This is a genomic window from Stenotrophomonas nitritireducens (genome assembly GCF_050984405.1).
In the GTDB taxonomy this organism is placed as follows: Bacteria; Pseudomonadota; Gammaproteobacteria; order Xanthomonadales; family Xanthomonadaceae; genus Stenotrophomonas; species Stenotrophomonas nitritireducens_B.
Map to the genome: position 1 here is coordinate 2,026,441 of NZ_CP158790.1, position 24,968 is coordinate 2,051,408.

25 protein-coding genes and 1 pseudogene are annotated in these 24,968 nt (G+C 72.0%); 17 read left to right on the plus strand and 9 right to left on the minus strand.

Annotation, left to right across the window (positions count from 1 at the left end):
• Positions 1–82 precede the first annotated feature (82 nt).
• The 4 genes and pseudogenes from ABTV91_RS08690 to ABTV91_RS08705 all read left to right on the plus strand — a co-directional run bounded on the left by ABTV91_RS08690 (position 83) and on the right by ABTV91_RS08705 (position 5,938).
• Positions 83–793 (plus strand): response regulator, encoded by a 711-nt coding sequence (locus tag ABTV91_RS08690; RefSeq protein ID WP_433851071.1) that lies wholly within the window; start codon positions 83–85, stop codon positions 791–793.
• A complete protein-coding gene (locus ABTV91_RS08695; RefSeq protein ID WP_433851072.1) occupies positions 790–2,193 on the plus strand; it encodes an ATP-binding protein in 1,404 nt (467 codons plus the stop codon). The genes ABTV91_RS08690 and ABTV91_RS08695 overlap by 4 nt, the downstream gene beginning before the upstream one ends.
• Before the next feature lie 190 nt (positions 2,194–2,383).
• A pseudogene (locus ABTV91_RS08700) lies at positions 2,384–2,788 on the plus strand (GGDEF domain-containing protein); the annotation flags it as partial.
• Between the two features lie 132 nt (positions 2,789–2,920).
• Positions 2,921–5,938 carry a two-component regulator propeller domain-containing protein gene (locus ABTV91_RS08705; RefSeq protein WP_433854155.1) on the plus strand — a complete coding sequence of 1,006 codons (3,018 nt, stop codon included), beginning with the start codon at positions 2,921–2,923 and terminating at the stop codon, positions 5,936–5,938.
• Between the two features lie 64 nt (positions 5,939–6,002).
• On the opposite strand, the gene rnt is transcribed toward ABTV91_RS08705, so the two are convergent.
• Positions 6,003–6,638, minus strand: coding sequence for a ribonuclease T (gene rnt, locus ABTV91_RS08710; protein ID WP_433851073.1), 636 nt, complete (start codon positions 6,636–6,638; stop codon positions 6,003–6,005).
• A gap of 40 nt (positions 6,639–6,678) precedes the next feature.
• Positions 6,679–7,530: a diguanylate cyclase domain-containing protein gene (locus ABTV91_RS08715; RefSeq protein WP_433851074.1), complete on the minus strand. Its 852-nt coding sequence runs from the start codon at positions 7,528–7,530 to the stop codon at positions 6,679–6,681.
• Positions 7,531–7,688: 158 nt separating this feature from the next.
• On the opposite strand from ABTV91_RS08715, the gene ABTV91_RS08720 reads away from it, so the two are divergent.
• Entirely contained in the window at positions 7,689–8,570 is an 882-nt protein-coding gene (locus ABTV91_RS08720) for an acyltransferase (protein WP_433851075.1), read from the plus strand.
• Positions 8,571–8,613: 43 nt separating this feature from the next.
• Here the strand turns inward: ABTV91_RS08720 and ABTV91_RS08725 are convergent, their stop codons facing one another.
• Entirely contained in the window at positions 8,614–9,651 is a 1,038-nt protein-coding gene (locus tag ABTV91_RS08725) for a LysR family transcriptional regulator (protein WP_433851076.1), read from the minus strand.
• A gap of 45 nt (positions 9,652–9,696) precedes the next feature.
• Between ABTV91_RS08725 and ABTV91_RS08730 the strand changes: the two genes are divergently transcribed.
• From ABTV91_RS08730 to ABTV91_RS08740, 3 genes are all read left to right on the plus strand, one after another.
• On the plus strand, positions 9,697–10,119 hold the full coding sequence (locus ABTV91_RS08730; RefSeq protein WP_433851077.1) for a cupin domain-containing protein: 423 nt from the start codon (positions 9,697–9,699) through the stop codon (positions 10,117–10,119).
• 94 nt (positions 10,120–10,213) lie between these two features.
• The gene (locus tag ABTV91_RS08735; protein ID WP_433851078.1) at positions 10,214–11,137 is read left to right on the plus strand and encodes a M14 family metallopeptidase; all 924 of its coding nucleotides are present in this window, start codon (positions 10,214–10,216) and stop codon (positions 11,135–11,137) included.
• Between the two features lie 50 nt (positions 11,138–11,187).
• Entirely contained in the window at positions 11,188–11,940 is a 753-nt protein-coding gene (locus ABTV91_RS08740; protein ID WP_433851079.1) for a transporter, read from the plus strand.
• A 30-nt stretch (positions 11,941–11,970) separates the two neighbouring features.
• Here the strand turns inward: ABTV91_RS08740 and ABTV91_RS08745 are convergent, their stop codons facing one another.
• On the minus strand, positions 11,971–12,876 hold the full coding sequence (locus ABTV91_RS08745; protein WP_433851080.1) for a LysR family transcriptional regulator ArgP: 906 nt from the start codon (positions 12,874–12,876) through the stop codon (positions 11,971–11,973).
• Between the two features lie 126 nt (positions 12,877–13,002).
• On the opposite strand from ABTV91_RS08745, the gene ABTV91_RS08750 reads away from it, so the two are divergent.
• The 4 genes from ABTV91_RS08750 to ABTV91_RS08765 all read left to right on the plus strand — a co-directional run bounded on the left by ABTV91_RS08750 (position 13,003) and on the right by ABTV91_RS08765 (position 16,396).
• The gene (locus tag ABTV91_RS08750) at positions 13,003–13,638 is read left to right on the plus strand and encodes a LysE/ArgO family amino acid transporter (RefSeq protein ID WP_433851081.1); all 636 of its coding nucleotides are present in this window, start codon (positions 13,003–13,005) and stop codon (positions 13,636–13,638) included.
• Positions 13,625–14,893 carry an MFS transporter gene (locus ABTV91_RS08755; protein ID WP_433851082.1) on the plus strand — a complete coding sequence of 423 codons (1,269 nt, stop codon included), beginning with the start codon at positions 13,625–13,627 and terminating at the stop codon, positions 14,891–14,893. Before ABTV91_RS08750 ends, ABTV91_RS08755 begins: the two co-directional genes overlap by 14 nt.
• A gap of 83 nt (positions 14,894–14,976) precedes the next feature.
• On the plus strand, positions 14,977–15,264 hold the full coding sequence (locus ABTV91_RS08760) for a hypothetical protein (RefSeq protein ID WP_433851083.1): 288 nt from the start codon (positions 14,977–14,979) through the stop codon (positions 15,262–15,264).
• A 58-nt stretch (positions 15,265–15,322) separates the two neighbouring features.
• A complete protein-coding gene (locus tag ABTV91_RS08765) occupies positions 15,323–16,396 on the plus strand; it encodes an HDOD domain-containing protein (protein ID WP_433851084.1) in 1,074 nt (357 codons plus the stop codon).
• 30 nt (positions 16,397–16,426) lie between these two features.
• Here ABTV91_RS08765 and ABTV91_RS08770 read toward each other — a convergent pair whose 3' ends face one another.
• Positions 16,427–18,001, minus strand: coding sequence for a phospholipase D family protein (locus ABTV91_RS08770; RefSeq protein WP_433851085.1), 1,575 nt, complete (start codon positions 17,999–18,001; stop codon positions 16,427–16,429).
• Between the two features lie 114 nt (positions 18,002–18,115).
• Between ABTV91_RS08770 and sstT the strand changes: the two genes are divergently transcribed.
• From sstT to ABTV91_RS08785, 3 genes are read left to right on the plus strand one after another with little or no spacing between them, the layout of a single operon-like run.
• A complete protein-coding gene (sstT, locus tag ABTV91_RS08775) occupies positions 18,116–19,324 on the plus strand; it encodes a serine/threonine transporter SstT (RefSeq protein ID WP_433851086.1) in 1,209 nt (402 codons plus the stop codon).
• 2 nt (positions 19,325–19,326) lie between these two features.
• Entirely contained in the window at positions 19,327–20,049 is a 723-nt protein-coding gene (locus ABTV91_RS08780; protein ID WP_433851087.1) for an AzlC family ABC transporter permease, read from the plus strand.
• Complete coding sequence (locus tag ABTV91_RS08785; protein ID WP_433851088.1) at positions 20,046–20,351, plus strand: AzlD domain-containing protein; 306 nt, start codon at positions 20,046–20,048, stop codon at positions 20,349–20,351. Before ABTV91_RS08780 ends, ABTV91_RS08785 begins: the two co-directional genes overlap by 4 nt.
• Positions 20,352–20,423: 72 nt before the next feature.
• Here the strand turns inward: ABTV91_RS08785 and ABTV91_RS08790 are convergent, their stop codons facing one another.
• Positions 20,424–21,134 (minus strand): RNA pseudouridine synthase, encoded by a 711-nt coding sequence (locus ABTV91_RS08790; RefSeq protein WP_433851089.1) that lies wholly within the window; start codon positions 21,132–21,134, stop codon positions 20,424–20,426.
• Positions 21,135–21,246: 112 nt separating this feature from the next.
• Complete coding sequence (locus ABTV91_RS08795; RefSeq protein ID WP_433854156.1) at positions 21,247–21,762, minus strand: M48 metallopeptidase family protein; 516 nt, start codon at positions 21,760–21,762, stop codon at positions 21,247–21,249.
• Positions 21,763–21,826: 64 nt separating this feature from the next.
• Between ABTV91_RS08795 and ABTV91_RS08800 the strand changes: the two genes are divergently transcribed.
• Positions 21,827–22,384, plus strand: a complete 558-nt coding sequence (locus tag ABTV91_RS08800) for a DUF2058 domain-containing protein (protein WP_433851090.1) — start codon at positions 21,827–21,829, stop codon at positions 22,382–22,384.
• A gap of 76 nt (positions 22,385–22,460) precedes the next feature.
• Positions 22,461–22,727 (plus strand): DksA/TraR family C4-type zinc finger protein, encoded by a 267-nt coding sequence (locus tag ABTV91_RS08805; protein ID WP_433851091.1) that lies wholly within the window; start codon positions 22,461–22,463, stop codon positions 22,725–22,727.
• Positions 22,728–22,730: 3 nt separating this feature from the next.
• Here the strand turns inward: ABTV91_RS08805 and ABTV91_RS08810 are convergent, their stop codons facing one another.
• Entirely contained in the window at positions 22,731–23,981 is a 1,251-nt protein-coding gene (locus tag ABTV91_RS08810; protein WP_433851092.1) for a sugar transporter, read from the minus strand.
• Between the two features lie 141 nt (positions 23,982–24,122).
• Positions 24,123–24,704, minus strand: coding sequence for a mechanosensitive ion channel domain-containing protein (locus ABTV91_RS08815; protein WP_433851093.1), 582 nt, complete (start codon positions 24,702–24,704; stop codon positions 24,123–24,125).
• Positions 24,705–24,968: the final 264 nt, after the last annotated feature.

Sequence of the window (24,968 nt, forward strand, 5' to 3'; positions counted from 1 at the left end):
GTGCAGCCGGCATGTCCGGCAAGCCGGACGCGCGCCGCGCTCGGGTAGCATGGCGCATTGGCCCCGAAGGAAACACGGACCCATGCACCGCCTGCTGGTGGTCGACGACGACAGCGACATCCGCGATCTGCTGGCCGAACAGCTCGGCCGCGCCGGCTACGTGGTGGGCACCGCCCGCGACGGCGCGCAGATGCGCCATGCGCTGGCGCGCGAGCACATCGACCTGGTCGTGCTCGACCTGAACCTGCCGCACGAGGACGGGCTGGCGCTGTGCCGCGAACTGCGCGCGCGCTCCAGCACGCCGGTGATCATGCTCACCGCCCGCGCCGAGCCGATCGACCGCGTGCTCGGCCTGGAGATGGGCGCCGACGACTACCTGGCCAAGCCGTTCGAACCGCGCGAACTGCTGGCGCGCATCCGCAACGTGCTGCGCCGGACCGAGGCGCTGCCGGCCAACCTGGAACCGCTGGCGATGCGCCGGGCGACGTTCGCCGGCTGGGTGTTCGACCTGGAGCAGCGCCGCCTGGTCGATCCGGCCGGGCGCGTGGTGATGCTGTCCGGCGCCGAGTTCCGCCTGCTGCGGGTATTCGTCGGCCACGCCAACAAGGTGCTCCCGCGCGAACAACTGGTGGCGCTGAGCAGCGGCCGCAGCCACGGCACGCAGGACCGCGCCATCGACCTGCAGGTCAGCCGCCTGCGGCAGAAGCTCGGCGATGCCGGCGGCGCCGACGGCCTGATCAGGACGGTGCGCAACGAAGGCTACGTGTTCGCCGGCGTGGTGACGCTGGGATGAGCCGGCTGCGGCGTTTCCTCGGGTCGATGACCGGGCGGCTGTTCGTCATCCTGCTGGTGGGCATGATGGCCGCGGCGATCGGCGCGACCCTGCTGGCCGACACCCACCGCCGGCAGGAGTTCGAGCGCCAGAACCTGATGCGCATCGCCGACCGCCTGCAGGGCTTCGTCAACCTGCTCGACGGCAACCCGGAGCTGCGCCAGCGCCTGCTCGCGGTCGGCGGCGCCAGCGTGCGCGAGGCCCGCGGCGAGTTCCGCATCGGCAAGGAGGACGACGCGCTGATGGAGATCCTGGCCGACCGCGACGGGCCGGTCAGCGGCGCCCGCGTGCGCGCGGCCGGTTTCCGCGCCTGCCTGGCGCCGTTCCCCGATTTCCTGCCGCCGCGCAAGAAGGTAAAACGCCCGCATCCGCACCCGCGCGACCCCGCGTTCATTCCGCCGCGCTGCCGCCTGGTGGAACTGCAGCTGGGCGACGGCACGCCGCTGCGGCTGGCGCTGCAGTACCCGGCGATGGCGCACGACCGCGTGTTCGCCTTCGACCCGCTGTTCCTGTCGCTGCTGGCGCTGGCGATCGCCGGGCTGGCCTACGGCGTGGCGCGCATCGCCAGTTCGCCGCTGCAGCGGCTGGCCGACGCGGCCACCGAACTGGGCCAGGACCTGCAGCGCGAGCCGCTGCCGGTGGACGGGCCGCTGGAGGTGCGGCGCGCGGCCGAAGCCTTCAACGCCATGCAGCAGCGCCTGCAGCGGCACCTGGGCGAACGCACGCAGATGCTGGCGGCCATCACCCACGACCTGCAGACCCCGCTCACCCGCCTGCGGCTGCGGCTGGAGAACGTGGCCGACGAGGCGCTGCGCGAACGCCTGGTCGCCGACCTGGCCGCGATGCAGGCGCTGATCCGCGAAGGCCTGGAACTGGCGCGCAGCGCCGAGAGCGCCGAGCAGCGCGTGGCGCTGGATCTGGATTCGCTGCTGCAGAGCGTGGCCGAGGACGCCGTCGAGGCCGGGCACGATGTCGCCTTCGAGCAGGGCTGCGGCGCGGTGCTGCGGCTGCGCCCGCTGGCGATGCACCGGCTGTTCTCCAACCTGGTGGACAACGCGGTCAAGTACGGGCATGCGGCGCGCATCCGTGCCGGGACGCGCGACGGGCAGGTGGAAGTGCGCATCCGCGACCGCGGGCCGGGCCTGGCGGCGGACGAACTGGAGGCGGTGTTCACCCCGTTCCTGCGGCTGGAGACCTCGCGTTCGCGCGAGACCGGCGGCGCCGGCCTGGGCCTGACCATCGCCCGCACGCTGGCCGAGAAGAACGGCGCCACCCTGGTCCTGCGCAACCACCCCGACGGCGGACTGGAAGCGGTGGTCGCCTGGCCGTCGCCGCCCTGGAGCGCGGGCCGGCGCGGGTGATCGGGCGCGCGGGCGCGTGCCTTCGCGAGGCTAGCGTATCCACGCGCAGTCCCGGCGTGGTGCTCAACAGCTGTCGCCGGTGCGCGCGCGATCGCGGATTGTGCGGTTTTCGATGTTCCGGCGAGGATTCCACGCACGGCGACGCAGCCTGTCTGCCAGGACGTGCTGACCGGCCTGCCGAACCGGCGCGCCGTTGTCACTGGCGATCTCCGACATCGACCATTTCAAGCGGGTCAACGACGGGCGTTCCCATGCGGTGGGCGACGCGGTGCTGCGCCGGTTCGCGCAGGTGGTGGGCGCGGTCTGCCGCTCCGGCGATTTCCTCGCGCGCCTGGGCGGGGAGGAGTTCGTGCTGCTGCTGCCCGGGCTGGCGCTGGACGCGGCGCTGCCGCTGTGCGAACGCATGCGCGATGCGGTGGAACGCTCGGACCTGGCCGATGTCGCGCAGGGGCTGCCGGTCACGGTCAGCATCGGCGTGGTGGACGCCGGCGACGATCCGGCCCTGGAGGCGCTGATGGAGGCCGCCGACATGGCGCTGTACCGGGCCAAGAACGCCGGCCGCAACCGGGTCGAGGGCGCCGGCCGCCACGGCTGAACGGCTGGCCCGGCGCCGCGCCAGTGCTGCGCCGGGCCGGCAATGCCCCTACCATGTGCGCACTCCCCCCCGTTCGTGCACATGACGTCGCCGCAGCCTGAGCGCATCGACCGCCACTCCCGCGCGGCCGGCATGCCGTTGAACCGCCGCCGTGCATCGCCACGCTGCCGCCGCCGTCCCTGGGGGTGGATCGGCCGCGTCCTGCTGCTGGCGCTGTGCCTGCTGCTGCCGGCCGGTGCCGTGGCCGCGGCAGCGAACACGCCGGCGCTGCGCGACTACGCCATCGACATGTGGACCTCGCGCGACGGTCTGCCGCACAACTCGCTGCGCGACATCGCGCAGACCCCGGAGGGCCACCTGTGGTTCGCCACCTGGGAAGGGCTGGTGCGCTACAACGGCCTGGATTTCACCGTCTACGACCGCGGTTCGACCCCGGGCCTGCTCGACAACGGCGTCGGCGCCCTGCACGTGGACAGCGATGGCGCGCTGTGGGTCAGCGATTCGCGCGGCAACGTGCTGCGGCGCGCGCTGGACGGCCGCTGGGACAACTGGCCGTCGCGGGCGCCCGCGCCCAAGGTGCTGATCCAGTCCATGCGCAAGGACAGCAAGGGCCGCCTGTGGCTGCTGTTCGAAGGCAAGGGCCTGGGCTACCTGGCGCCGGACGGCACGCTGCATTACGAGACGCCCCCGCCCGACGTGCCGATGAACATGACCTTCACCTGGATGGCCGTCGATGCCCAGGACCGGGTCTGGGTGGGCACCATGGACGGGCTGGTGGTGCGCGGCGGCGACGGCGTCGTGCGCCGCGCGCCGGCCGCGTTCAACCTGCCGCGCGGCGTGGCCTGGCCGTACCGCGGGCCGGACGGCGTGCTGTGGTTCGTCGCCGGCGGCGGCCTGTACCGGCTGCAGGGCGAGCGCGTGCAGAAGGTGCGCGGCCTGCCGGGCATTTCGCATCCGACCGCGATGCTGGTGGACCGCCACGGCGAGATCTGGCTGGGCACCGAGAACCAGGGCCTGTTCCGCATCGGCAGCCATGGCGTCGAGCACGTGCCCTCGACCCGGCTGCTGCCCAAGGGGCGCATCACCAGCCTGTTCGAGGACGCCGAGGGCAGCATCTGGGTCGGCGCCAACGGCGGCCTGTTCCGCCTGCGCGAAACCTTGTTCAGCAGCTACACCACCCAGGACGGGCTCAGCGGCGATTACGTGCGCACCGTGCTGGAGGACCGCGACGGACGGCTGTGGGTGGGCGGGGCTGCCGGCCTGGACCGCATCGGGCACGACGGCCGCATCGGCCCGGTGCCGCTGCTCAACCGGGCCGGCAAGCCGTCCTCGGTGCTGAGCCTGGCGCAGGACGGCGAGGGCAGCCTGTGGGCGGGCACCTTCGGCGACGGCGTTTTCAGGATCGGCCGCGACGGCCGCGTCCGCCTGTACGACGGCCGCGACGGGCTGCCCGGCGGCAACGTGCGGGTGATGGCCGCCGACCACGACGGCAAGGGCGTGTGGATCGGCACCCAGCGCGGAGTGGTGCGGATCGAAGCCGGCGGCGTGTACGTGCCGGCCGCCGAGGGCCTGCCGACCGGGCTGATCACCGCGCTGTACAGCGCCGCCGACGGCCTGTGGATCGGCACCATCGAGGGCGTGCGCGTGCTGCGCGGCGACAGCGTGCAGCAGCTCGACGTCGACGGGCTGGGCGGCGGCCGCACCATCTTCGGCTTCCTCCAGGTCGACGATGCGATGTGGATCACCTCCGACCGCGGCCTCTACCGCTACCGCGACGGGCAGCTGGCGCGGGTCGGGCTGGAACAGGGCATGCCGGTGGACACGGTGTTCCAGATGGTGCCCGACCGCATCGGCAACGTCTGGATCAGCAGCAACCGCGGCGTGCTGCGCACCACCCTGGCCGCGCTGGACGACGTGGCCGACGGCCGCAGCGCGCGCATCGAGGTCGAGCGCTACAACGAGATCGACGGCATGTACAACGCCCAGGCCAACGGCAGCACCGGGCCGTCGGCGGCGCTGCGCGGCGACGGCACCTACTGGGTCGCCACCGCCGGCGGCCTGAGCATGGTCGATCCGTTGCGGCTGCAGCGCTTCCGCGAGCGGCTGCCGCCGCCGGTGGTGGTGGAGAGCGTGCAGCTGGACGGCGTGCCGCTGCACTGGCAGGCGCAGGGCGCCACCCCCATCCCGGGCGGGCACCGGCTGACGGTGGGCTATGTCGGCCTGAGCTACCTGATGTCCGACCGGATCCGCTACCGCACGCGCCTGGAAGGCCTGGACCGCGGCTGGATCGAGCGCGGCAACCAGCGCAGCGTCGAGTTCATCGGCCTGCCGCCGGGCACCTACACCCTGCACGTGTCGGCGATGCACCCGGGCGGGCGCTGGAGCGGGAGCGAGGCGGCGTGGACCTTCACCGTCGAACCGCTGCTGTGGCAGCGGCGCAGCGTGCAGGCGGTGGCCGGCGTCCTGCTGCTGCTGGCGCTGGTGGCGCTGTACCGCTACCTGATCCACCGCTACAAGACCAGCAACATCCGCCTGGCGCGGCAGGTCGACGAACGCACCGCCGACCTGCAGCTGCAGGCCGAACGCCTGCTGGCCGCCAACCAGGAAAAGACCGAACTGGCCGAACGCCTGCGCCAGCAGGCCGAGGCGTTCGAGCGGCAGGCGCACGAGGACCCGCTGACCGGCCTGCCCAACCGCCGCGCCTTCGACGAGGGACTGGCGCGCGATTTCGCCCGTTCCCAGCGCAATGGCCATCCGCTGAGCCTGCTGGTGCTGGACATCGACCACTTCAAGACGGTCAACGACACCTGGTCGCACAGCGTCGGCGACCAGGTGCTGTGCGAGGTGGGGCGGCTGCTGGCGGCCAGCTGCCGCGACTCGGACCTGCCGGCGCGGCTGGGCGGCGAGGAGTTCGCGCTGCTGCTCAACGACACCGCGCTGGACGAGGCGCAGCTGGTGTGCGCGCGCCTGCAGGGCCTGTTCCATGCGCAGCGCAACTGGGCCGGCATCGAAGGCCTGCGGGTGACGTTCAGCGCCGGGCTGGTGCAGCTCGGCGCCGGCGACCGCACGCCGCTGCTGCTGTTCCAGCGCGCCGACAAGGCCCTCTACCAGGCCAAGAGCGACGGACGCGACCGGATCTGCCTGGGGTAGGAGCGCACTTCGGTGCGCGATGACGCTTTGCCGAGAAAGCCCTATCGCGCACTGAAGTGCGCTCCTACAGGCGCGGCCAGCCGTTGACGATCTGGCAGAACAGGCGCGCGGTCTGCTCGGTGTCGTACACCGCGCTGTGCGCCTGGCTGGCGTCCCATTCGAAGCCGGCGGCCTGCACCGCGCGCGCCAGCACGGTCTGGCCGTAGGCCACGCCGGCCAGGGTCACCGTGTCGAACACGCTGAAGGGGTGGAACGGGTTGCGCTTGTGGCCGCTGCGCGCGACCGCCGCGTTGAGGAAGTTCAGGTCGAAATGCGCGTTGTGGCCGACCAGGATCGCGCGCTGGCAGTTGTATTTCTTCAGCGCCGCGCGCACCGGCGCGAACACGTGCTCCAGCGCCTCGCGCTCGGGCTTGGCCAGCCGGAACGGATGGTCCAGCACGATGCCGGTGACTTCCAGCGACTTGGGGTCGATGTCGGTGCCTTCGGCCGGCACCACGTGCGCGCAGCTGGTCTGGCCGGGCAGCAGCAGGCCGTTCTCGTCCATGTCCAGCGGGACCACGGCGATTTCCAGCAGCGCGTGCCGGTTCCAGTCGAAGCCGCCGGTCTCCACGTCCACCACCACCGGCAGGAAGCCGCGGAAGCGTTGCGCCATCGGCGTGGAAACAGGAGCGGGGGCCGAGGGGGCAGCGTGCGGATTCATCGCGATAGGGTAACAGAGGGGCCGCGGACGCCCCTGCCGCTCAGGTCGTGGCGACCTGGTGGCGGCGGTTCTTGACCGCGTACATGTCCGCGTCGGCGCAGCGCAGCAGGGTTTCGGCGTCGTTGCCGTCGGCCGGGCAGCAGGCCACGCCGATGCTGACGCCGATGCGGGAGAACGGCGGCGGCGCCTGTTCGGCGTCCAGCGCCGCCTGCAGCGCGTCGGCCACCACGCGCGCGTCGGCGCGGCTGGCGCAGCCCGGCAGCAGCGCCACGAACTCGTCGCCGCCGACGCGCGCGATGAAGTCGCCGTGGCGCAGCGCGCGGCGCAGGCGGTCGGCGGTCTCGCACAGCAGGCGGTCGCCCTGCGCGTGGCCGTGGCGGTCGTTGATGGCCTTGAAGCCGTCCAGGTCCAGGTACAGCACCGCCAGCGGCTGCGCGCCGCCGCCGAGGCTGCGCTCCAGCTCCTCGCGCAGCCGGTAGCGGTTGGGCAGGCTGGTGAGCGGGTCGTGGCCGGCCATGAATTCCAGCCGGCGCTCCAGGTCGCGCAGCTCGGTGATCGGGTGGCCCACGGCGATGCGCACGCCGTAGTCGGGCAGCCACTTGGCCGACCACTGCATGTCCACGATCCGGCCGTCGCGGCGCACGTAGCGGTTGCGGAAGTTCGGCAGCGGCCGGCCTTCCATGACCCGCTGCACCGCCTGGGCGGTGATGGCATGGTCCTCGGGATGGACCAGTTCGATCATGCGCCGGCCCAGGACTTCGTCCGGGCGGTAGCCGATGACCTGCTCGAAGGCGGCGTTGACCGCCAGGTAGCGTCCTTCCGGATCGACCACGCACACCACGTCGGGCAGCAGGTCGAGGATCTCGCCCAAGGGCGGCAGCGTGGATGGCATGCAGGGGCGGGGGCGGTGCGGGGCGAGGAAGGGATTATTACGCGGTGGCGGGCGTCGTGCGGAAGAGGGCGCGCCGTGGCCGTGGCCGCGGCGGCGTTTGCTACCCTGTGCCGCCTTCCGATGGCGGCGCCGTGCCCGTCCTCCGCGAGACAGTCCCCATGAAATGGTTCCGCATCGTCCCGATCCTGCTGCTGGTGGCGCTCAACACGCTGCTGCACTGCCTGCCGCTGTTCGCCGTGGCGCTGTTCAAGGCGCTGCTGCCGCTGGCCGCCGTGCGCCGCGCCTGCAACCCGCTGCTCACCGGCCTGGCCGAAAGCTGGATCGGCGTGAACAGCGCCATGCTCGGCGCCTTCACCCGCACCCGCTTCACCGTCGACGCGCCCGCCGCGCTGGAACGCGACGGGCACTACCTGGTGCTGGCCAACCACCAGAGCTGGGTGGACATCCTGGTGCTGCAGAAGGTGTTCAACCGCCGCATCCCGCTGCTGCGCTTCTTCCTCAAGCGCTCGCTGTTCTGGGTGCCGGTGCTGGGGCTGGCGTGGTGGGCGCTGGATTTCCCGTTCATGGGCCGCTACAGCCGCAGGCAGATCGCCCGCAACCCGGAACTGGGCCGGCGCGACATGGAAGCGACGCGGCGCGCCTGCGCCCGCTTCCGCGACATCCCGGTGGCGGTGATGAACTTCGTCGAGGGCACCCGCTTCACCCGCGCCAAGCACGAGGCCCAGGCCTCGCCGTTCCGCCACCTGCTCAAGCCCAAGTCCGGCGGCGTGGCCTTCGTGCTGGACGCGATGGGGCTGGGCCTGCACGCGCTGCTGGACGTGACCGTCGTCTATCCCAAGGGCATTCCCTCGATGCTGGACCTGATGGCCAACCGCGTCCCGGAAGTGCGGGTGCTGGTGCGGCAGCGGCCGATCCCGGCCGACCTGGCCGGCGGCGACTACCAGGGCGACCGCGCCTTCCGCGCGCGCTTCCAGCAATGGATGAACGGCCTGTGGCAGCAGAAGGACGAGGACATCGCCGCGCTGCTGGAAGCGCCGTAGCAACCCGCATCGGCCGTCGCCAGGTGCCTCCGGCCGGTGCGGGTCATCTGGAAGGATCCTCGCGCACGTTGGCCAGTTCCCGTTCCAGCGCGTCGCCGAGGAAGGCGAACAAGGCATGGACGCGGCGCACCTGACGCAGGTTCTCCGGCATCGCCACCCAGAAGTCCAGTTCGAAGCGGCATGCATCCGGCAGCACCCGCACCCATCCTTCGCGCTGGGCCAGCAGCTGATGGCAGAGACCGGCCCCCAGGCCGGCGCGGATGGCCGCCAGCTGCGCCAGATGATTGTCGGTGCGCACCGTGAACGCGCCGGGTGGCAAAGCCAGCCCGCAGTCACGTAGACGCGTCCAGTCCGCCGGGTTGCGATCCGGACCCACCAGCGGCAGGTCGGGCAACTGCTCAGGGGAGAGCGGAAGCCCATGGGCCCGGATCAGTTCCGGGCTGGCGTACAGCCCGACTTCGCTGCGGCCGACGCGGCGCGCGACGACCGCCTCCTGCCGCGGCCGTGCCGTACGTACCGCGATGTCCGCCTGTTGCCCGACCAGGTTCTCCAGGCGATTGGACAGGCTCCATTCGATGCGCAGATCCGGCTTGTGCCGGAGGAAAGGCGGCAGCAGCGCAGGCAGGATCTCCACGCCTATCAATTCGCTGGTGGCCAGCCGGACCGTGCCGTCGACCGCATCGCGGTCGGCCGAAGCCAGCCGCTCCAGCGCAAGCGCGGCGCGCTCCATCGCTTCCAGGGGACGACGCAGCTCGCGCGCCATCTCCGTGGGGACCAGCGCGGTGGCGCTGCGTGCGAACAGCGGCATGCCGAGCGCGGCTTCCAGCGCGTCGATGCGCCGTCGCACCGTCGGTTGGGTTACACCCAGCACCCGCGACGCGGCCAGCAGGCTGCCTTCGCGCAGCACCGCCAGCAGCGCGCGCTGGTTTTCCCAGTCGGGTTGCGATCCAGTCATCGAAAATGGATGGGTGGCTTGTCGATATTGAACAATATCTTTCAGGTGGCAATGGCGCCAAGCTGTTCGCTTTCCACCACGAGGCAATCCATGGACGCTCCTGTCCTCAATCTGGCCGATATCCATCCCGAGCCCCTCCCGGCACCCTACGCCCCGACCGGCCCGGCGGCCTTGATCTATGCACCCCGCGTCGCGCGGATCGGCGCCCGGCTGGGGAGCGCGCGGCTTGGCGTGAACCTGATCGCGCTGGCACCGGGCAAGCGCGCGTTTCCTTTCCACAACCATCGAGCCAACGACGAGCTGTTCCATGTCCTGCAGGGCGAGGGCGAACTGCGCCTGGGAACGGAGGTGCATCCGTTGCGGGCGGGCGACCTGGTCGCATGCCCGGCCGGTGGCCCGGAAACCGCGCACCAGATCGTCAACACGGGCAAAGCCGAACTGCGCTATCTGGCCTACGGCACCAACTCGCTGCCCGACGTCATCGAGTACCCGGACAGTGGTCTGTACAAGACGATGGCCGCGCCGGCGGCCGAGGGCGAGCCCCCGTTCCATGCCATCGGCAGGCTGGATCGCAACGAGGACTACTGGGCATAGCCTGGGCGGGCTCCGAGGACGGGGACCCGCGATGGCGCCCCATGTTTCGGGTGTACAGTGCCGCCCTGTTTCCGTCGTCCTCGCGAGGTCATCCATGTCGCATCCGTCCGCTTTCCATCCGATCGGCACCCCCGGCCAGCCCTGGGGCGCGGCGGAGCGGGCGCAATGGCTGGCCCGCCAGCAGGTGCAGCGCAGTCATGCCGGCGAAGTGCTGGCCCGCATCGACGCCCTGCGCGACCGCTTCGACGTGGTCCAGTACGGGCAGCTGGACTATCCGTCCGGCCAGTACCCGCTGCTGGCGATCCGCAGCCGCGACTGGGACGACGCCCTGCCGGTGGCGCTGGTGACCGGCGGCGTGCACGGCTACGAGACCAGCGGCGTGCAGGGCGCGCTGACGTTCGTCGACCGGCACGGCGGCGATTACGCCGGGCGCTGCAACCTGCTGGTCGCGCCCTGCGTGAGCCCGTGGGGCTACGAGCGCATCCAGCGCTGGAACGCGCTGGCGCTGGACCCGAACCGCAACTTCGTCGCCGACAGCCCGGCGCCGGAATCGGCGGCGCTGATGGCGCTGGTGCAACCGCTGTTGGGGCGCTTCCTGGTGCACATCGACCTGCACGAGACCACCGACAGCGACGAGAGCGAGTTCCGCCCGGCGCTGGCCGCGCGCGACGGCAAGCCGTTCGAGCCCGGCGAAATCCCCGACGGTTTCTACCTGGTGGACGACAGCGAAAACCCGCAGCCGGCGTTCCAGCAGGCGGTGATCGCCGAGGTCGCCAAAGTCACCCACATCGCGCCGCCGGACGCGCAGGGGCAGATCATCGGTTCGCCGGTGGTGGCGCACGGCGTCATCGAATACCCGCTCAAGGCGCTGGGCCTGTGCGCGGGCATCACCGGCGCGCGATACACCACCACCACCGAGGTCTACCCGGACAGCCCGCGCGCCACGCCGGCGCAGTGCGACGACGCCCAGGTGGCGGCGGTCACCGGCGCCCTGGCGTACGCGCTGGCGCACCGCTGAGCGGCCCGGTGCGTACACTGCCGCGACCACGGCAGCGGAGCGGCGCGAGCATGAGCAGGGTTCTGACGGGAACGGCGATGGCCATGCTGGCCTGTGCCGGCGCGCAGGCGGCGCAGGCGCCGGCCTACGACCGGCCGGGCATCGGCTTCTCGACCAGCACGGTGGGCAAGGGCGTGCTCGCCTGGGAACAGGGCCTGCCGGACGGCAGCCGCGACCGCAGCGGCGGGGTGACCACTACCACGTGGACGGCCGGCACGCTGCTGCGGCTGGGCCTGGCCCGTACCGTGGAGCTGCAGCTGGGCGCCGATACCTGGAGCGGCCAGCGCATCCGCGGCGACGGACTGCGCCAGCGCGCCGAAGGCGGCGGCGATGGCAGCCTCGCGCTGAAGTGGGCGCCGGCGCTGGCCAGCGACACGCTGACGGTCGCCTTCAAGCTCGGCACCACGCTGCCCTGGGGACGCGCCCCGCTGGGCGGCGACGGCCATGTGCACGATGCCGGCGTCACCGTGGCCTGGGCGCTGCCGGCCGACACCAGCCTGGCGCTGTATGCCGACCGGCAATGGGGCGATGAGGGCAGCGGCTGGCTGTTTTCGCCCAGTTACGGGTTTCCGCTGGGCGAGGACGTGGCGGCCTATGTCGAAGCCGGCTACGGCGAGGACGCCCAGCACATGCGCGCCGCCGGCGCCGGCCTGACCTGGATGGCGACGCCGCGGCTGCAGCTCGACGCCTCGTTCCTGCGCGGGCTGGACGAGGAAACCGCCGACTGGCAGGGCGGGGTCGGGCTGGCGCTGTATTTCGACTGACGCGGTTTCCGCCGGCCCGCGCCGTCGCGCTCAGCGGCGCCGGCGGATCAGGGTCGCCGACGCCTGCAGCACCGCGCGGGTGAGCAGCGCCATCGAGGCCACTTCGCCCTTCCAGTGTTGCCAGTACAGCGGGATGTCCTCCCAGGCGCGCGCCTTGACGTAGACCAGCCGCCCGCTGTCCAGGTGGCGGCGCACCAGCGGCAGCGGGTTCATGGTCCAGCCCAGCCCGCCGAGGTTGGCGTGGACGAAGGCGCGGGTGGAGGGAATCCACCAGGTCGGGGCGTGCAGCGGCTGCTGCGAGCCGGTCAGGCGCTGGGCGTAACGCGCCTGCAGGTCGTCCTTGCGGTTGAACACCAGCACTGGCGCCTGCGCCAGCGCCTGCGCGGTGACCCCCTTGGCGAAGTGGCGCGCGTGGAACTCCGGCGTGCAGGTGGCGGCGTAGCGCATGCTGCCCAGGGCGTGGATCTGGCAGCCCTGCACCGGCTCGGACAGGGTGGTGACCGCGCCCAGCACCGCGCCCTGGCGCAGCAGCGCGGCGGTGTGGTCCTGGTCCTCGGTGTGCAGGTCCAGCGTGGTGCTGCTGTCGTGGGCGAAGGCCAGCGCGGCCTCGGGGAACCAGGTTTCCATGCTGTCGTGGTTCACCGCCACCGGGATGCTGGCCCGCGGCAGGTCGGCGTCGGTCAGGCCGATGCGCTCGAAGGCGTCGCGCTCCAGCAGCGCGGTCTGCTCGGCCAGCCGTACCAGCACCTGGCCCTCGGCGGTGGCCTCGGTGGGCGTGGTGCGCTTGACCAGCAGCTTGCCGACGCGTTCCTCCAGCGCCTTGATCCGCTGCGACACCGCCGAGGCGGTGACGTTCAGCGCCAGCGCGGCGCGCTCGAAGCTGCCCTCGCGGATCACGGCGGCCAGGGCGCGGAGCTGGGCGTGGTCGATGCGCATGATTAAGTGCTGCTAATGATGGTTTAAGAAGTTTAGCTCTACTTTTTGATGTTGCACTGCGACAATCCGCCGCGTCGACGCACTCCGGTGCCGTCCTTCCCCCTTCGTCAGACAGGCAGTTCCCCCATGTTTTCCGTCGTAGCCGCCCAGGCCACCAGCAGCGCCTGGCTCAGCGGTGCCGGTACCGGCATCGGTCTTTTCGCCGTGGTGGGCGCGCAGAGCGCCTTCATCCTGCGCCAGGGCATCCTGCGCCAGCACGTGATCCCGGTGATCGCCACCTGCTTCGCCATCGATGCGGCCTTCATCTTCGCCAGCGTCGCCGGCCTGCGCACGCTCACCAACCAGCTGCCGTGGCTGACCACGGTGCTGCTGTGGGGCGGCGTCGCCTTCCTGGCCTGGTACGCACTGCAGTCGGCGCGCCGCGCGATGGCCGGCGGTGGCGGCATGCAGCTGGACGACAGCGCGCAATCCTCGCGCCGCGCAGCGATGACGGCCGCGGCCGGGTTCTCGATCATCAATCCGCATTTCTGGTTGGACATGGTGGTGATCGGTTCCATCGCCGACAACTTCGGCCATGCGCGCATGGCGTTCGCCGCCGGCGTGGTCACCGCCAGCGCCATGTGGCTGACCGCGCAGGGCCTGGGCGCGCGCCTGCTGGCGCCGCTGTTCAACAAGCCGGGCACCTGGCGCGTGCTCGACGGCACCATCGCGGTGATCCTGAGCGTGCTGGCGCTGACCCTGGCGCTGCGTGGCGTGGGCTGATGGCGACGGCGCGGGCCACGCGCGCGCCGGCCGCGCGCAGGACGGTCCGCGCGTGAGCGCGCCGCGGCCCGCGCTGTGGACGGCGCGCTTCGGGTTGGCCTGCGTGGCCAACTTCCTGATGGGCATGTCGTTCTACGTGCTGATGCCGACGCTGCCGTTCCACCTGTTGGAGCAGCTGCGGATCGGCGAGGCGACGGTGGGCCTGGTGCTGTCCAGCTACGTGATCGCCGCGCTGCTGGTGCGGCCGTTCTCCGGCTTCATCGTCGACCGCTTCAACGCCAAGCACGCCTACCTGCTGGCGCTGGCGGCCTACGTGCTGTTCACCTCCGGCTACCTGCTGGCGCACACGGTGCTGGTCTTCGTGCTGGTGCGGCTGGGCATCGGCATGACCTTCGCGGTGATGAGCACCGCGGCCAACACCCAGGCCATCGACATCATCCCGTCGGCACGCCGCGGCGAGGGCATCGGTTTCTTCGGCCTGATGAGCAGCCTGGCGATGGCGCTGGGGCCGATGGCCGGCCTGTGGCTGATGGACCGCTACCCGTTCCAGGCGATCTTCGAGGCGGCGGTGGCCGCCGGCGTGGCCGGTCTGGCGGCGGCCTCGCTGGTGCACGCGCCGCGCAAGCGGCGCGACGGCGCGGCCACGGTGCTGTCGCTGGACCGCTTCCTGCTGGTGCGCGGCATCCCGCTGGCGCTGAACCTGGCGGTGATCGGGCTGGGCTACGGCATGCTGCTGGCCTTCGCCGCGATCCACGGCAAGCAGCTGGGCGCGGGCAATACCGGCATCTTCTTCACCCTGATGGCGGTGGGCATGATGGTCTCGCGCGCGTTCTCCGGGCGCCTGATCGACGGCGGCCGGGTGGTGGTGGCAACCAACGGCGGCACCCTGGCGATCGTCGCCGGCCTGGGCCTGATGGCGTGGGCCGGGGCGCCGGCCACGTATTACCTGTCGGGCCTGCTGGCCGGTTTCGGCTTCGGCGTGGTGTACCCGGCCTACCAGACGATGATGGTCAACCTCGGCGGCCACGCGCAGCGCGGCACCGCGGTGGCCACCTATTTCTGCGCGCTGGACGTGGGCATCGGCGCCGGCATGGTGCTGGCCGGCATGATCGCCGCGCGTTTCGGGCTGTCGGCGGCGTTCGCCGGCGGCGCGGCGCTGGCGCTGGGCGCCGGGCTGGTCTACGCGCTGGCGCTGTCGGCGCGGTTCGTGCGCGCGCCGGTGCCGGCCGAGACCGCACCCGCCGCCGAGGGCTGAACGGCGACCGCCGGCCGGCCTGTGGCAGAATCACGCAGCACGCGGCGGCCCAGGCCGCCACGATCCACACTCCCGGGGGAAGAATGAAGAAGTACCTGCTCGTCGCCGCGCTGTGCCTGTTGTCGGCCTGCAGCCAAGGCATCAAGGGCGACTACGCCGATGCCATGGGCGTGACCCGGTACAGCTTCGCCTCCGGCGGCAAGGTGACCATCGCCGCGATGGGCATCTCGCAGGAAACCACGTATGTGCGCGATGGCGACACGGTGAAGGTGGCGCTGCCGCAGAAGGGCATGTCGCTGGACTTCACCCTCAACGAGGACGGCTCGCTGTCCGGGCCGCTCGGCATCCGCCTGGAAAGGATCGACCGATAACGGGCCGCGGCATGCGGCCGGCTTGTTTTCCGCACGGGGGGCGCTTGCGTTGGAACTGGTGATCCTCTCCGCGGTCGCGGCGGCGCTGCTGGCCGGCGCGGGCGCGGCCTGGTGGTTCGGGCGGCGACGCCAGGCCGAGGGCTGGGCCTTCGTGCCCGAAGCGCCGGAAACGGCGGCCGCGCCGCCGCCGGCGATGGACCCGGCGCTGCTGCCGGAGCTGCGCCGGCGCTTCCTGCGCGCCGCGCTCGGCGTGGAGGCGGACGGGCCGGGGACGGGCGAAGCCGATGCGGCCGATGCGCCCGCGCACCGACAGGTGGCCGACGCCGTGATGGCGTCGCTGGAGCGCGCCGACCTGTCGCAGCGCTACATCCCGCGGCGCCCGCACCTGCTGCCGCAGCTGATCCAGAGCGTCAACGACAGCGCCGCCTCGGCGCGTTCCATCGGCCGCATCATCGGCAGCGACCCGCTGCTGACGGTGAACCTGCTGCGCATCGCCAACAGCGCGCTGTACCGCTTCCAGCAACAGCAGGTGCGCAGCATCGAGCGCGCGGTGACCCTGGTCGGCAACGAGGGCATCCGCCAGATCATTTCCGCCGCGCTGGTGCAGCCGGTGATGAATCCCCCGGACCGCGACGGCGGGCGGTTCTCGCAGCGGATCTGGGACTACACCCTGCGCATGTCGCTGGCCGCGGCCGACCACGCGCGCGGGGTGGAGCGTGAGGACGGTTTCTCCGCGCAGTTGGCCGGCCTGCTGCGCGGGCTGGGCATGGTCATGGTGGTGCGCGCCACCGCCGACGCCTATTCGCGCCGGCAGACGCTGGCGCCGTCGCCGGAGCTGCTGCTGTCGCTGCTGGAGCGCTGCACGCCGTCGCTGGCGGCGCGGATCGCGCGCGAATGGCAGCTTCCGGCCGAGGTCGCCGCCGCGCTGGAGGCCGACGGGCAGGGCGTGCCGGCATCGTCGCTGGCGCGCTCGCTGGAGATCGGCGAACTGGCCGCGGCGCTGGCGATGCTGTGCCGGGAAGGATTGCTGGAGGAAGCGCAGGCGCTGGAGCAGTTGTCGGCCTGCGTTCCCGGCCATGTCGGTGGCTGGCTGTGGAAGCGGGTCAGCCCGGACGAACCGCGCGACCCGTGAGCCGGCGGCCCGCTGGCGGCGGGCGGCGGCCTACAGCTGCGATTCGAGCGGCAGCCAGCTGATGGCGCGCGCGGTGGCGCGCTGCAGCCAGGTGGTGTCCGGTTCGGCCACGTAGCCGGCCGGCGGCGTGCGCGCGCGGTCCAGCCAGCGCAGTTTCCCGTCGCTGTCCAGGTACAGGTAATAGCTCAGGTCCGGGCCGGAAAGGCGCAGGTATTCCTCGCGCAGCTGCACCGCCAGCACCGGGTCGTCGAACAGCACGCCCATCTCGGTGTTGAGGTAGGCCGAGCGCGGGTCGATGTTGAACGAGCCGACGAAGCCGCGCCGGTCGTCCACCACGATGGCCTTGGTATGCAGGCTGGCGCCGCTGCTGCCGAAGGCCGAACTGCGGCCGCCGTCGCCGCGCGATTTCAGTTCATACAGGTGGGCGCCGCCGCGCAGCAGCGGCAGCCGGTAATGCATGTAGCCGCTGTGCACCGCGGCCACGTCGTTGGCCGCCAGCGAATTGGTGACGATGCCGACGTGCACGCCCCCGGCCACCTGCCGCAGCAATTCCTCCTCGCCGGTGCGGCCGGGGACGAAGTAGGGCGAGATCAGCAGGGTCTTGTGCCGGGCCTGGCCCAGTTCTTCTGCCAGCCGCGTCACCAGCCAGTCGGCGCGGTCGTTGTCGCGGTGCTTGAGCGGTGGATCGGAATACACCTGGAGGCGCGCACTCCAGTGCAGCGGCAGGCGGCCGCCGACATAGGCGCCGGCCAGGCGCGCGCGCAGCCGTTCCAGGTAGGGGCGGGCCTCGGCGCGGCGCGCGTCCACGGCGGCGCGCGAGACCAGCTGGCCGAGCTGCTGGCGCGACACCGGGGCGAGGGCGGCGATGGGCACGGCGGCGCGGCTGTTCCAGAAGGCGTCGAAGATGACGCTGGCCTGGCCGGCGGCGGGGCCGGCGAGCAGCAGGTCCAGGTCGCGGAAATTGACGTCCGGGCGCGCGTCGAAATACTCCGCGCCGATGTTGCGGCCGCCGACGATGGCCACGCGGCCGTCGGCGATCCAGGCCTTGTTGTGCATGCGGTGGTTGATGCTGAAGACCCGCTGCACCATCTCCACCAGCCGCCACACGCCCTCGCGGTTGCGGAACGGGTTGTACAGGCGCACCTCGATGTTGCGGTGCGCGTCCAGCGCCAGCAGCTGCTTGTCCATGCCCGAGGCGTTCATGTCGTCCAGCAGCAGGCGCACGCGCACGCCGCGCTCGGCCGCCTCGTACACGTCGCGCGCCAGCAAGTGGCCGACCATGTCGTCGTGCCACATGTAGTACTGCAGGTCCAGGCTGCGGCCGGCCTGGCGGGTGACGACCGAGCGCGCGGCGAACGCCTCCAGCCCGTCGACCAGGTAGGCTGCGCCGCTGCGGCCCGGGTGCGCGGCCAGCTGGGGCGCGAGCGCGCGGTCCAGCGGGGTCTGCCCGGCGCGCGGCGGCAGGGCGGTGGAGGGTTCGCCGACGGCGCGCGGGGTGAGCCGGTCGCCCAGCAGCAGGCCGCTGGCGACCAGCAGCAGGAGCACCACGAGGAGGCGGCCGCACAGGCGCAGCAGGCGCCTGCCGCGGGAGGGGGAAGGTTCCATGCCCGCATCCTAGCGGCGTCGGGGTGATGCCGGCGCGTCGGCCATGACGATCCGGGGGTGTGGACGGCGGGCGGTCTGGGCGAGAATCGCGGTTTGCCTTGCCCGAGCCAGCCGATGAGCGACCGTTCCCCTTCCTTCCGCGCCCCCAGCCTGGTGGTCCAGATCATCATCGGCCTGCTCGCCGGCATCGTGCTGGCGCTGGCCTGGCCGCAGGGCGCGCGCGCGGCCGGGCTGCTCGGCACCGTGTTCGTGTCGGCGCTGAAGGCGGTGGCGCCGGCGCTGGTGCTGATCCTGGTCACGGCCTCCATCGCCAACCACCAGCAGGGGCAGAAGACGCACATCCGCGCGATCCTGCTGCTGTACGTGGCCGGCACGCTGGCCGCCGCGCTGGTGGGCGTGCTGGCCAGCTATCTGTTCCCCAGCACGCTGCTGCTGAAGGCGCCCACCGACGCCGGGCTGAGCGCGCCGGGCGGCATCGGCGAGGTGCTGCGCACGCTGCTGATGCAGATCGTCGACAACCCGGTGAACGCGCTGCTGCATGCCAACTACATCGGCCTGCTGGCCTGGGCGATCGGCCTGGGCCTGGCGCTGCGCCACGCCGGCGCCGGCACGCGCGCGCTGGTGGCCGACCTGTCCGCGGCGATCACCTGGATCGTGCGCATGGTGATCCGGCTGGCGCCGCTGGGCGTGTTCGGCATCGTCGCCTCGCTGCTGGCCGAATCCGGCCTCGGCGCGCTGAAGGCCTACCTGCACGTGCTGTGCGTGCTGGTCGGGGCGATGCTGTTCATGGCCTTCGTCGGCAACCCGCTGATCGTGGCGGTGGTGACCCGCCGCAACCCGTACCCGCTGGTGCTGCGCTGCCTGCGCGAGAGCGGCATCACCGCCTTCTTCACCCGCTCCTCGGCGGCCAACATCCCGGTCAACCTGGAGCTGTGCCGCAAGCTGGGCCTGCACGAGGAAACCTATTCGGTGGCGATCCCGCTGGGCGCGACCATCAACATGGCCGGCGCGGCCATCACCATCTCGGTGCTGACGCTGGCGGCGGTGCACACGCTCGGCATCGCCGTGGACCTGCCCACCGCGTTGCTGCTGAGCGTGGTGGCGGCGATCGGCGCCTGCGGCGCGTCCGGCGTGCCGGGCGGCTCGCTGCTGCTGATCCCGCTGGCCTGCGGCCTGTTCGGCATTTCCAACGACGTGGCGATGCAGGTGGTGGCGGTGGGCTTCGTCGTCGGCGTGGTGCAGGACTCGGCCGAGACCGCGCTCAATTCCTCCACCGACGTGGTGTTCGTGGCCGCCGCCGAGCAGGCGCGCGGGCGCGGCTGAGCATGGCCGCGCGCCTGACGCCCGCGGTCCGCATCGGCCTGTCCATCGCCGTGGCCACCGGCCTGTACGGCGTTTCCTTCGGCGCGCTGGCGGTGGCCTCCGGATTCAGCGTCGGCCAGACCGCGGCGCTGAGCCTGCTGATGTTCACCGGCGGCTCGCAGTTCGCCTTCATCGGCGTGATCGGCGCCGGGGGCACCGGCGCGGCCGCGTTCGGCGCGGCCACGCTGCTGGGCATCCGCAACGCGGTGTACGGCGCGCAGATCAACCGCATGCTGCGGCCGCGCGGCTGGCTGCGCCCGCTGTCGGCGCAGGTCACCATCGACGAATCGGTGGCGACCGCCGCCGGCCAGGCCGAACCGGCCGAGCAGCGCCGCGGGTTCTGGGCGGCCGGCGTGGGCGTCTACCTGCTGTGGAACCTGTTCACCCTGCTCGGCGCGCTGCTTGGCGACGCACTGGGCGATCCGCGCCGCTGGGGGCTGGACGGCGCTGCGGTGGCGGCCTTCCTCGGCCTGCTGTGGCCGCGCCTGCGCTCGCGCGAACCGGTGGCCATCGCCGCGGCCTGCGCGCTGGTGACGGTGCTGGCGCTGCCCTGGGTGCCGCCGGGCGTGCCGATCCTGCTGGCGGCCGCGGTCTCCGCGCTGTGGGGCTGGTTCGGGCGCGGCCCGGCCGATGAAGGGCTGGAGCCGGACGTGGCGCCCGGCCACGACGCGGGAGAGGCGCGATGACGCTGTGGGGCTGGGTGCTGCTGGCCAGCGTCGTGGCCTGGGCGATCAAGTTCAGCGGCTACCTGGTGCCGGTGCGCTGGATGGAATCGCCGCGCATGACGCGCGTGGCCGGCGCGCTCACCATCGGCCTGCTGGCGTCGCTGACCACGATGAACGCGCTCTCCGCCGGGCAAGGCGTGGCGCTGGACGCGCGCCTCGGTGCGCTGGTAGTGGCCGCGCTGGCCCTGCTGCTGCGCCTGCCGTTCCTGGTGGTGGTGCTGGTGGGGGCGGTGGCGGCGGCTCTGCTGCGCTTGCTGGCGTAGGCCGGCGGGACCGGCGGGCTTTGGCCGGGAAAGTTTCGTGCAGGGCAAGCCCTGCACCTACGGGAGTGCGGTTCAGAAGCGCTGGCCGGAAGCCAGATACCGCCACTGGCCATCCGGCATGCGGCTCAGGCCGATGCGGCCGATGCGCAGCCGGCGGACCTGCGTGGCGCGCAGCCCGACCGCGGCGCACATGTGCTGCAGCTGGCCCGGCCGCACGTCCTTGATCGCGAAGCGCAGGCGCTGCTCGCTCTGCCAGCTGACCTTGCAGGCCGGCAGGGCGCGGCCCTGGAAGCTCAGCCCGTGGGTCAGCTTCGGCAGCGCCCAGGGGCTGCCTTCGCCTTCCACGTCGACCATGAATTCCTGTTCCAGCCCCGGGCCGGACTCGAGCAGGTGCCGGCGCACGCGCCAGTCCTGGGTGAGCACCACCAGGCCGCAGGCGTGGTCGTCCAGCGGCATCGGCGTTTCCAGGCGCAGGAAGTGGCGGTGCAGCAGGCGCACGCCGGAGGCATCGTCGGCGAAGCGCGCATCCTCGCGCAGCAGCGCGGACATTTCTTCGGCGGTGCAGCCGGCGGGCTTGTTCAGCAGCAGCGTCGCCGGTTCGGCCGGCTCGCTGCTGGCGCCGGCGGCGAGGGTGACGGTTTCGCCGGCCACCAGGGTCTGCGGCGCTTCCACCACCACGCCGTCCACGCTGACCCAGCCGCCCTCGATGTAGTGCCGGGCCTGGGCGCGGGAGCAGTGCAGCTGCGCGGCGAGGCGCTTGTCGAGACGGAGGGGCGTGGTCATGGGGGCGGACAGTACGGCGGGCGGGGAGTGTAGCGCCGTGACGACCGTAGGTGCCGGGCTTGCCCGGCACGAAGCTTCTCCGGTGAGGCGGCATGCGGGGCAAGCCGCCGCCTTACGGGACATCAGGAGGGCTGGCGGTTTCGTGTTCCAGCGCGGTCAGGTACAGGCGCAGGTCGAATTCCAGCTGGTGGTAGTCCGGTTCCATGTGCAGGCACAGCTGGTAGAAGGCCTTGTTGTGCTCGGCCTCCTTCAGGTGCGCCAGCTCGTGCACCACGATCATGCGCAGGAACGGCGCCGGCGTGTCGCGGAACAGGCTGGCGATGCGGATCTCGCGGCTGGCCTTGAGCCTGCCGCCATGGTTGCGCGAGACGGCCGTATGCAGGCCGAGCGCGTGCTTGAGCACCTGCAGCTTGCCGTCGTACAGCACCTTGCCCAGCGGCACCGACTGGCGCAGGTGGCGCTCTTTCAGTGCCTGCACGTAGTCGTAGAGCTGGCGGTCGCTGCGCACCGCATGCGCCTGCGGGTAGCGGCGGCGCACGGCGTCGCCCAGCGCGCCCTGCGCCAGCAGCTCGCGGGCGCGCTGCTGCAGGTGCTCGGGATAGCCGGCGAGGTATTTCAGGGGCTGCATCGGCAGGCGCGGGCGGGGACGGGCCGGTATCATGGCAGCATCGATCCGATCACGTAGTACGAAGATGGCAAAGGCGAATCCCCTGCAGGAGCAGCTGCTCAAGGCCGGCCTGGTCAAGAAGGCGCAGGTCGCGCAGGTCGCGCGCGAGCAGAACAAGGCGCGGCACGCCAAGGGCGCGCCCGCCGGCCCCAGCGAAAGCCAGCTGGAAGCCGAACGCGTGCGCGCGGAAAAGGCCGAGCGCGACCGCGCGCTGGCCGCCGAACGCAATGCCCAGCGCCGCACCGAGGAACTGCGCGCGCAGGCGCGGCAGATCATCGCCGACCGCCGGGTGCCGCGTCGTGGCGAGCTGGAATACCGCTTCAGCGATGGCGCGGCGATCCGCACCCTGCTGGTGGACGAGGCGCTGCGCAAACAGCTGGCCGCCGGCACGCTGGTGATCGCGCGCCATGGCGAGGGTTTCGAACTGCTGCCGCGGCTGGCGGCCGAGAAGGTGCGCGAGCGCGACGCCACGCTGATCGTGCTCGACCACGGCCAGGCCGGCGATACGCCCGCGTCCAGCGGCAACGCCGAGGACGACGCCTATTACGCGCAGTTCGTGGTGCCCGACGACCTAGTGTGGTGACCGCGCGGCGGCGCATTGGCCCGGCGTACAGGCGCTTGCGCTAGGCTGGACGCCGGTCACTTCGGAGCAGCCAGCCATGGCCACCGGTTGGGCGGGCGACACCGCCGTTCAGGATCAGATCGACGCCACCGTCGAGGACGCGATCAAGCGCGCCCGCAGCCGCCTGCCCAGCGGGCCGGGGCTGGAGCGCTGCGAGGAATGCGACGCGCCGATTCCCGAGGCGCGGCGCAAGGCCATTCCCGGCGTGCGCCTGTGCGTGTCCTGCCAGCAGGCGCTGGACGCCGAGGAGTCGGCCCACAGCGGCTACAACCGCCGCGGCAGCAAGGACAGCCAGCTGCGCTGAGGCTCAGCGTCCGTCGCCGCCGGCGCTGAAACTGCCGGCCCAGCGCCGCATCGCGAACAGCCACCACAGCCAGCCGGCGGCGGCGATCAGCCCGCCCACCAGGCCAACATGGCCCATGCCCAGGTGCAGGCCGACCTGGCTGCCGACCAGCGCGCCGGCACCGATGCCGATGTTGAAGATGCCCGAGAACAGCGCCATCGCCACGTCGGTGGCGTCGGCCGCCAGCCGCAGCACCTTGGACTGCATCGACAGCGCGAAGCAGATCATCGCCACGCCCCACACCGAGGCCAGCGCGTAGAGCATCCACGCCCCGCCGGTGGCCGGGCGCAGGCCCAGCAGGCACAGCGCCAGCGTGCCGATGGCGGCGAGCAGGAAACCGCGCGGCCAGCGCGTGCCCAAGCGCGAGAACAGCAGGCTGCCGAAGAAGCCCATGCCGCCGAACAGCAGCAGTACCCAGGTGGTCACGTGCGCGTCGAAGCCGCCGACCTGCTGCACGAACGGTTCGATGTAGCTGTAGCCGGTGAACTGCGCCGCCACCACCACCATCACCAGCAGGTACAGCGCCAGCAGCGCCGGCCGGCGCAGCAGCAGCGGGAGGCTGCCGGCCGAGCCGCTGTTCTGGCTGGGCAACGCCGGCAGCAGCCGCGCCAGCACCGCCATCGCCAGCAGGGCGACGCCGCCGATGGCCAGGAAGGTGATGCGCCAGCCCAGCAGTTCGCCGACCACGCGGCCCAGCGGGATGCCCAGCACCATCGCCACCGAGGTGCCGGTGGCCAGCAGGCCCAGCGCCTGCGGGCGCTTGTCCGCCGGTGCGATGCGCACCGCCAGCGAGGCGGTGATCGACCAGAACACCGCGTGCGCCAGCGCGATGCCGATGCGGCTGAGCATCAGCACGCCGAAATTCCAGGCGATGGCGGACAGCAGGTGGCTGGCGACGAACAGCGCGAACACGCCCAGCAGCAGGCGGCGGCGGTCGATGTCGCGGGTGAGCAGCATGCCGGGCAGCGACGCCAGCGCGACCACCCAGGCATAGGCGGTGAGCATCAGCCCGACGTGTTCGATGGGCATGCCGAAACTGCCGCCGATGTCGCTCAGCAGCCCGACCGGCACGAACTCGCTGGTGTTGAACACGAAGGCGGCCATCGCCAGCGCGACCACGCCCAGCCAGCGCTGGCGGTCGCTGCGGACGGCGGGAACGGGCGAAGCGGCGTCCGCCGCGGCGGCGGAACACGGGGAGAGGGGAGAGCGGGACATTGCGGAAAGGGAGCCGGTGGGGGGCGGCTCTGCTGCGGTGCTGCGGGCGGAATTTTCGCACGCAGCGGCCGTACGCGGACGGAACGCTGTGGTACGCGGTGGGCGCAGGCAGCCGGGGATGCCGCTGCCTGCGGCCGAGACTCAGCCGTCGCCCTGGATCACGTGCGCCTGCGTCGGGCCGGCCGGCCAGCGGCGCAGGCCGCGCTGGAAGAACAGGCTGTTGGGGATCTGCATAAGAGTGCCTTCGGCCGGGCCGCCGATCTCCTGCAGCGTGGTGTAGATCAGGTTGATGTCGACCACCTGGCCCTTGAGCCCGGGCTTCTCGCCGTTCTCCAGCAGCTCGATGCGGTCGCCGAGGCGGAACGGCCGGGTGGTGAAGATCAGCAGGGTGCAGAAGATGTTGGACAGCACGCTCCAGGCGGCGAAGAACGCCACCGCGCCGACCGCGGCGAAGCCGGTGAACGCGGTCCACAGGATGGTCGGCGATACGCCCAACTGGTCGAGGATCGCCACCAGCGCGGCGCTGCCGATCACGAAATTGGACAGGCGCCGCGCGGCCGTCTCCACCTGCGGCGGCAGCGTGTAGTGCATGCCCAGCCGCGCCAGCAGGCGCCGGGTGAGCAGGCGCAGCAGCCAGGCCACCAGCAGGATCAGGACGATGGCCAGCGCCACATCCAGCAGGCTGATCCACTCGTGCATCCATTCGGGCAGGTATTTTTTCATCGGTGTATCTCCTTGCGGCGCTCCGTGCGGGCGGGCGCATGCGTTGGGATGATCAGGGAAGCGTGCAGGCCGGGGCCATCATCCCGTCAGCGGCGGCAGGGGGACGCGCGCAGGTGGCGTGGCGCCGCGGGGGCGGCGGGTCGGGCATGCCGTCGTCCCTGTCGCGGACGGTGCAGGCGCGACGCGGAGGCAATGCGCCGGATGGGGCGGAGCCAGGAAAACGGAGGATTTCCAGCGGGGGCCGCGCCGGCGCAGACGACGGAG

What these genes read in the sequence shown, in the direction of transcription:
- ABTV91_RS08690 (WP_433851071.1), top strand. Translation starts at nt 83, where the DNA reads ATGCACCGCCTGCTGGTGGTCGACGACGACAGCGACATCCGCGATCTG.
- ABTV91_RS08695 (WP_433851072.1), top strand. Translation starts at nt 790, where the DNA reads ATGAGCCGGCTGCGGCGTTTCCTCGGGTCGATGACCGGGCGGCTGTTC.
- ABTV91_RS08705 (WP_433854155.1), top strand. Translation starts at nt 2,921, where the DNA reads ATGCCGTTGAACCGCCGCCGTGCATCGCCACGCTGCCGCCGCCGTCCC.
- rnt (WP_433851073.1), bottom strand. Translation starts at nt 6,638, where the DNA reads ATGAATCCGCACGCTGCCCCCTCGGCCCCCGCTCCTGTTTCCACGCCG.
- ABTV91_RS08715 (WP_433851074.1), bottom strand. Translation starts at nt 7,530, where the DNA reads ATGCCATCCACGCTGCCGCCCTTGGGCGAGATCCTCGACCTGCTGCCC.
- ABTV91_RS08720 (WP_433851075.1), top strand. Translation starts at nt 7,689, where the DNA reads ATGAAATGGTTCCGCATCGTCCCGATCCTGCTGCTGGTGGCGCTCAAC.
- ABTV91_RS08725 (WP_433851076.1), bottom strand. Translation starts at nt 9,651, where the DNA reads ATGGATATCGGCCAGATTGAGGACAGGAGCGTCCATGGATTGCCTCGT.
- ABTV91_RS08735 (WP_433851078.1), top strand. Translation starts at nt 10,214, where the DNA reads ATGTCGCATCCGTCCGCTTTCCATCCGATCGGCACCCCCGGCCAGCCC.
- ABTV91_RS08740 (WP_433851079.1), top strand. Translation starts at nt 11,188, where the DNA reads ATGAGCAGGGTTCTGACGGGAACGGCGATGGCCATGCTGGCCTGTGCC.
- ABTV91_RS08745 (WP_433851080.1), bottom strand. Translation starts at nt 12,876, where the DNA reads ATGCGCATCGACCACGCCCAGCTCCGCGCCCTGGCCGCCGTGATCCGC.
- ABTV91_RS08750 (WP_433851081.1), top strand. Translation starts at nt 13,003, where the DNA reads ATGTTTTCCGTCGTAGCCGCCCAGGCCACCAGCAGCGCCTGGCTCAGC.
- ABTV91_RS08760 (WP_433851083.1), top strand. Translation starts at nt 14,977, where the DNA reads ATGAAGAAGTACCTGCTCGTCGCCGCGCTGTGCCTGTTGTCGGCCTGC.
- ABTV91_RS08770 (WP_433851085.1), bottom strand. Translation starts at nt 18,001, where the DNA reads ATGGAACCTTCCCCCTCCCGCGGCAGGCGCCTGCTGCGCCTGTGCGGC.
- sstT (WP_433851086.1), top strand. Translation starts at nt 18,116, where the DNA reads ATGAGCGACCGTTCCCCTTCCTTCCGCGCCCCCAGCCTGGTGGTCCAG.
- ABTV91_RS08780 (WP_433851087.1), top strand. Translation starts at nt 19,327, where the DNA reads ATGGCCGCGCGCCTGACGCCCGCGGTCCGCATCGGCCTGTCCATCGCC.
- ABTV91_RS08785 (WP_433851088.1), top strand. Translation starts at nt 20,046, where the DNA reads ATGACGCTGTGGGGCTGGGTGCTGCTGGCCAGCGTCGTGGCCTGGGCG.
- ABTV91_RS08790 (WP_433851089.1), bottom strand. Translation starts at nt 21,134, where the DNA reads ATGACCACGCCCCTCCGTCTCGACAAGCGCCTCGCCGCGCAGCTGCAC.
- ABTV91_RS08795 (WP_433854156.1), bottom strand. Translation starts at nt 21,762, where the DNA reads ATGCAGCCCCTGAAATACCTCGCCGGCTATCCCGAGCACCTGCAGCAG.
- ABTV91_RS08800 (WP_433851090.1), top strand. Translation starts at nt 21,827, where the DNA reads ATGGCAAAGGCGAATCCCCTGCAGGAGCAGCTGCTCAAGGCCGGCCTG.
- ABTV91_RS08805 (WP_433851091.1), top strand. Translation starts at nt 22,461, where the DNA reads ATGGCCACCGGTTGGGCGGGCGACACCGCCGTTCAGGATCAGATCGAC.
- ABTV91_RS08810 (WP_433851092.1), bottom strand. Translation starts at nt 23,981, where the DNA reads ATGTCCCGCTCTCCCCTCTCCCCGTGTTCCGCCGCCGCGGCGGACGCC.
- ABTV91_RS08815 (WP_433851093.1), bottom strand. Translation starts at nt 24,704, where the DNA reads ATGAAAAAATACCTGCCCGAATGGATGCACGAGTGGATCAGCCTGCTG.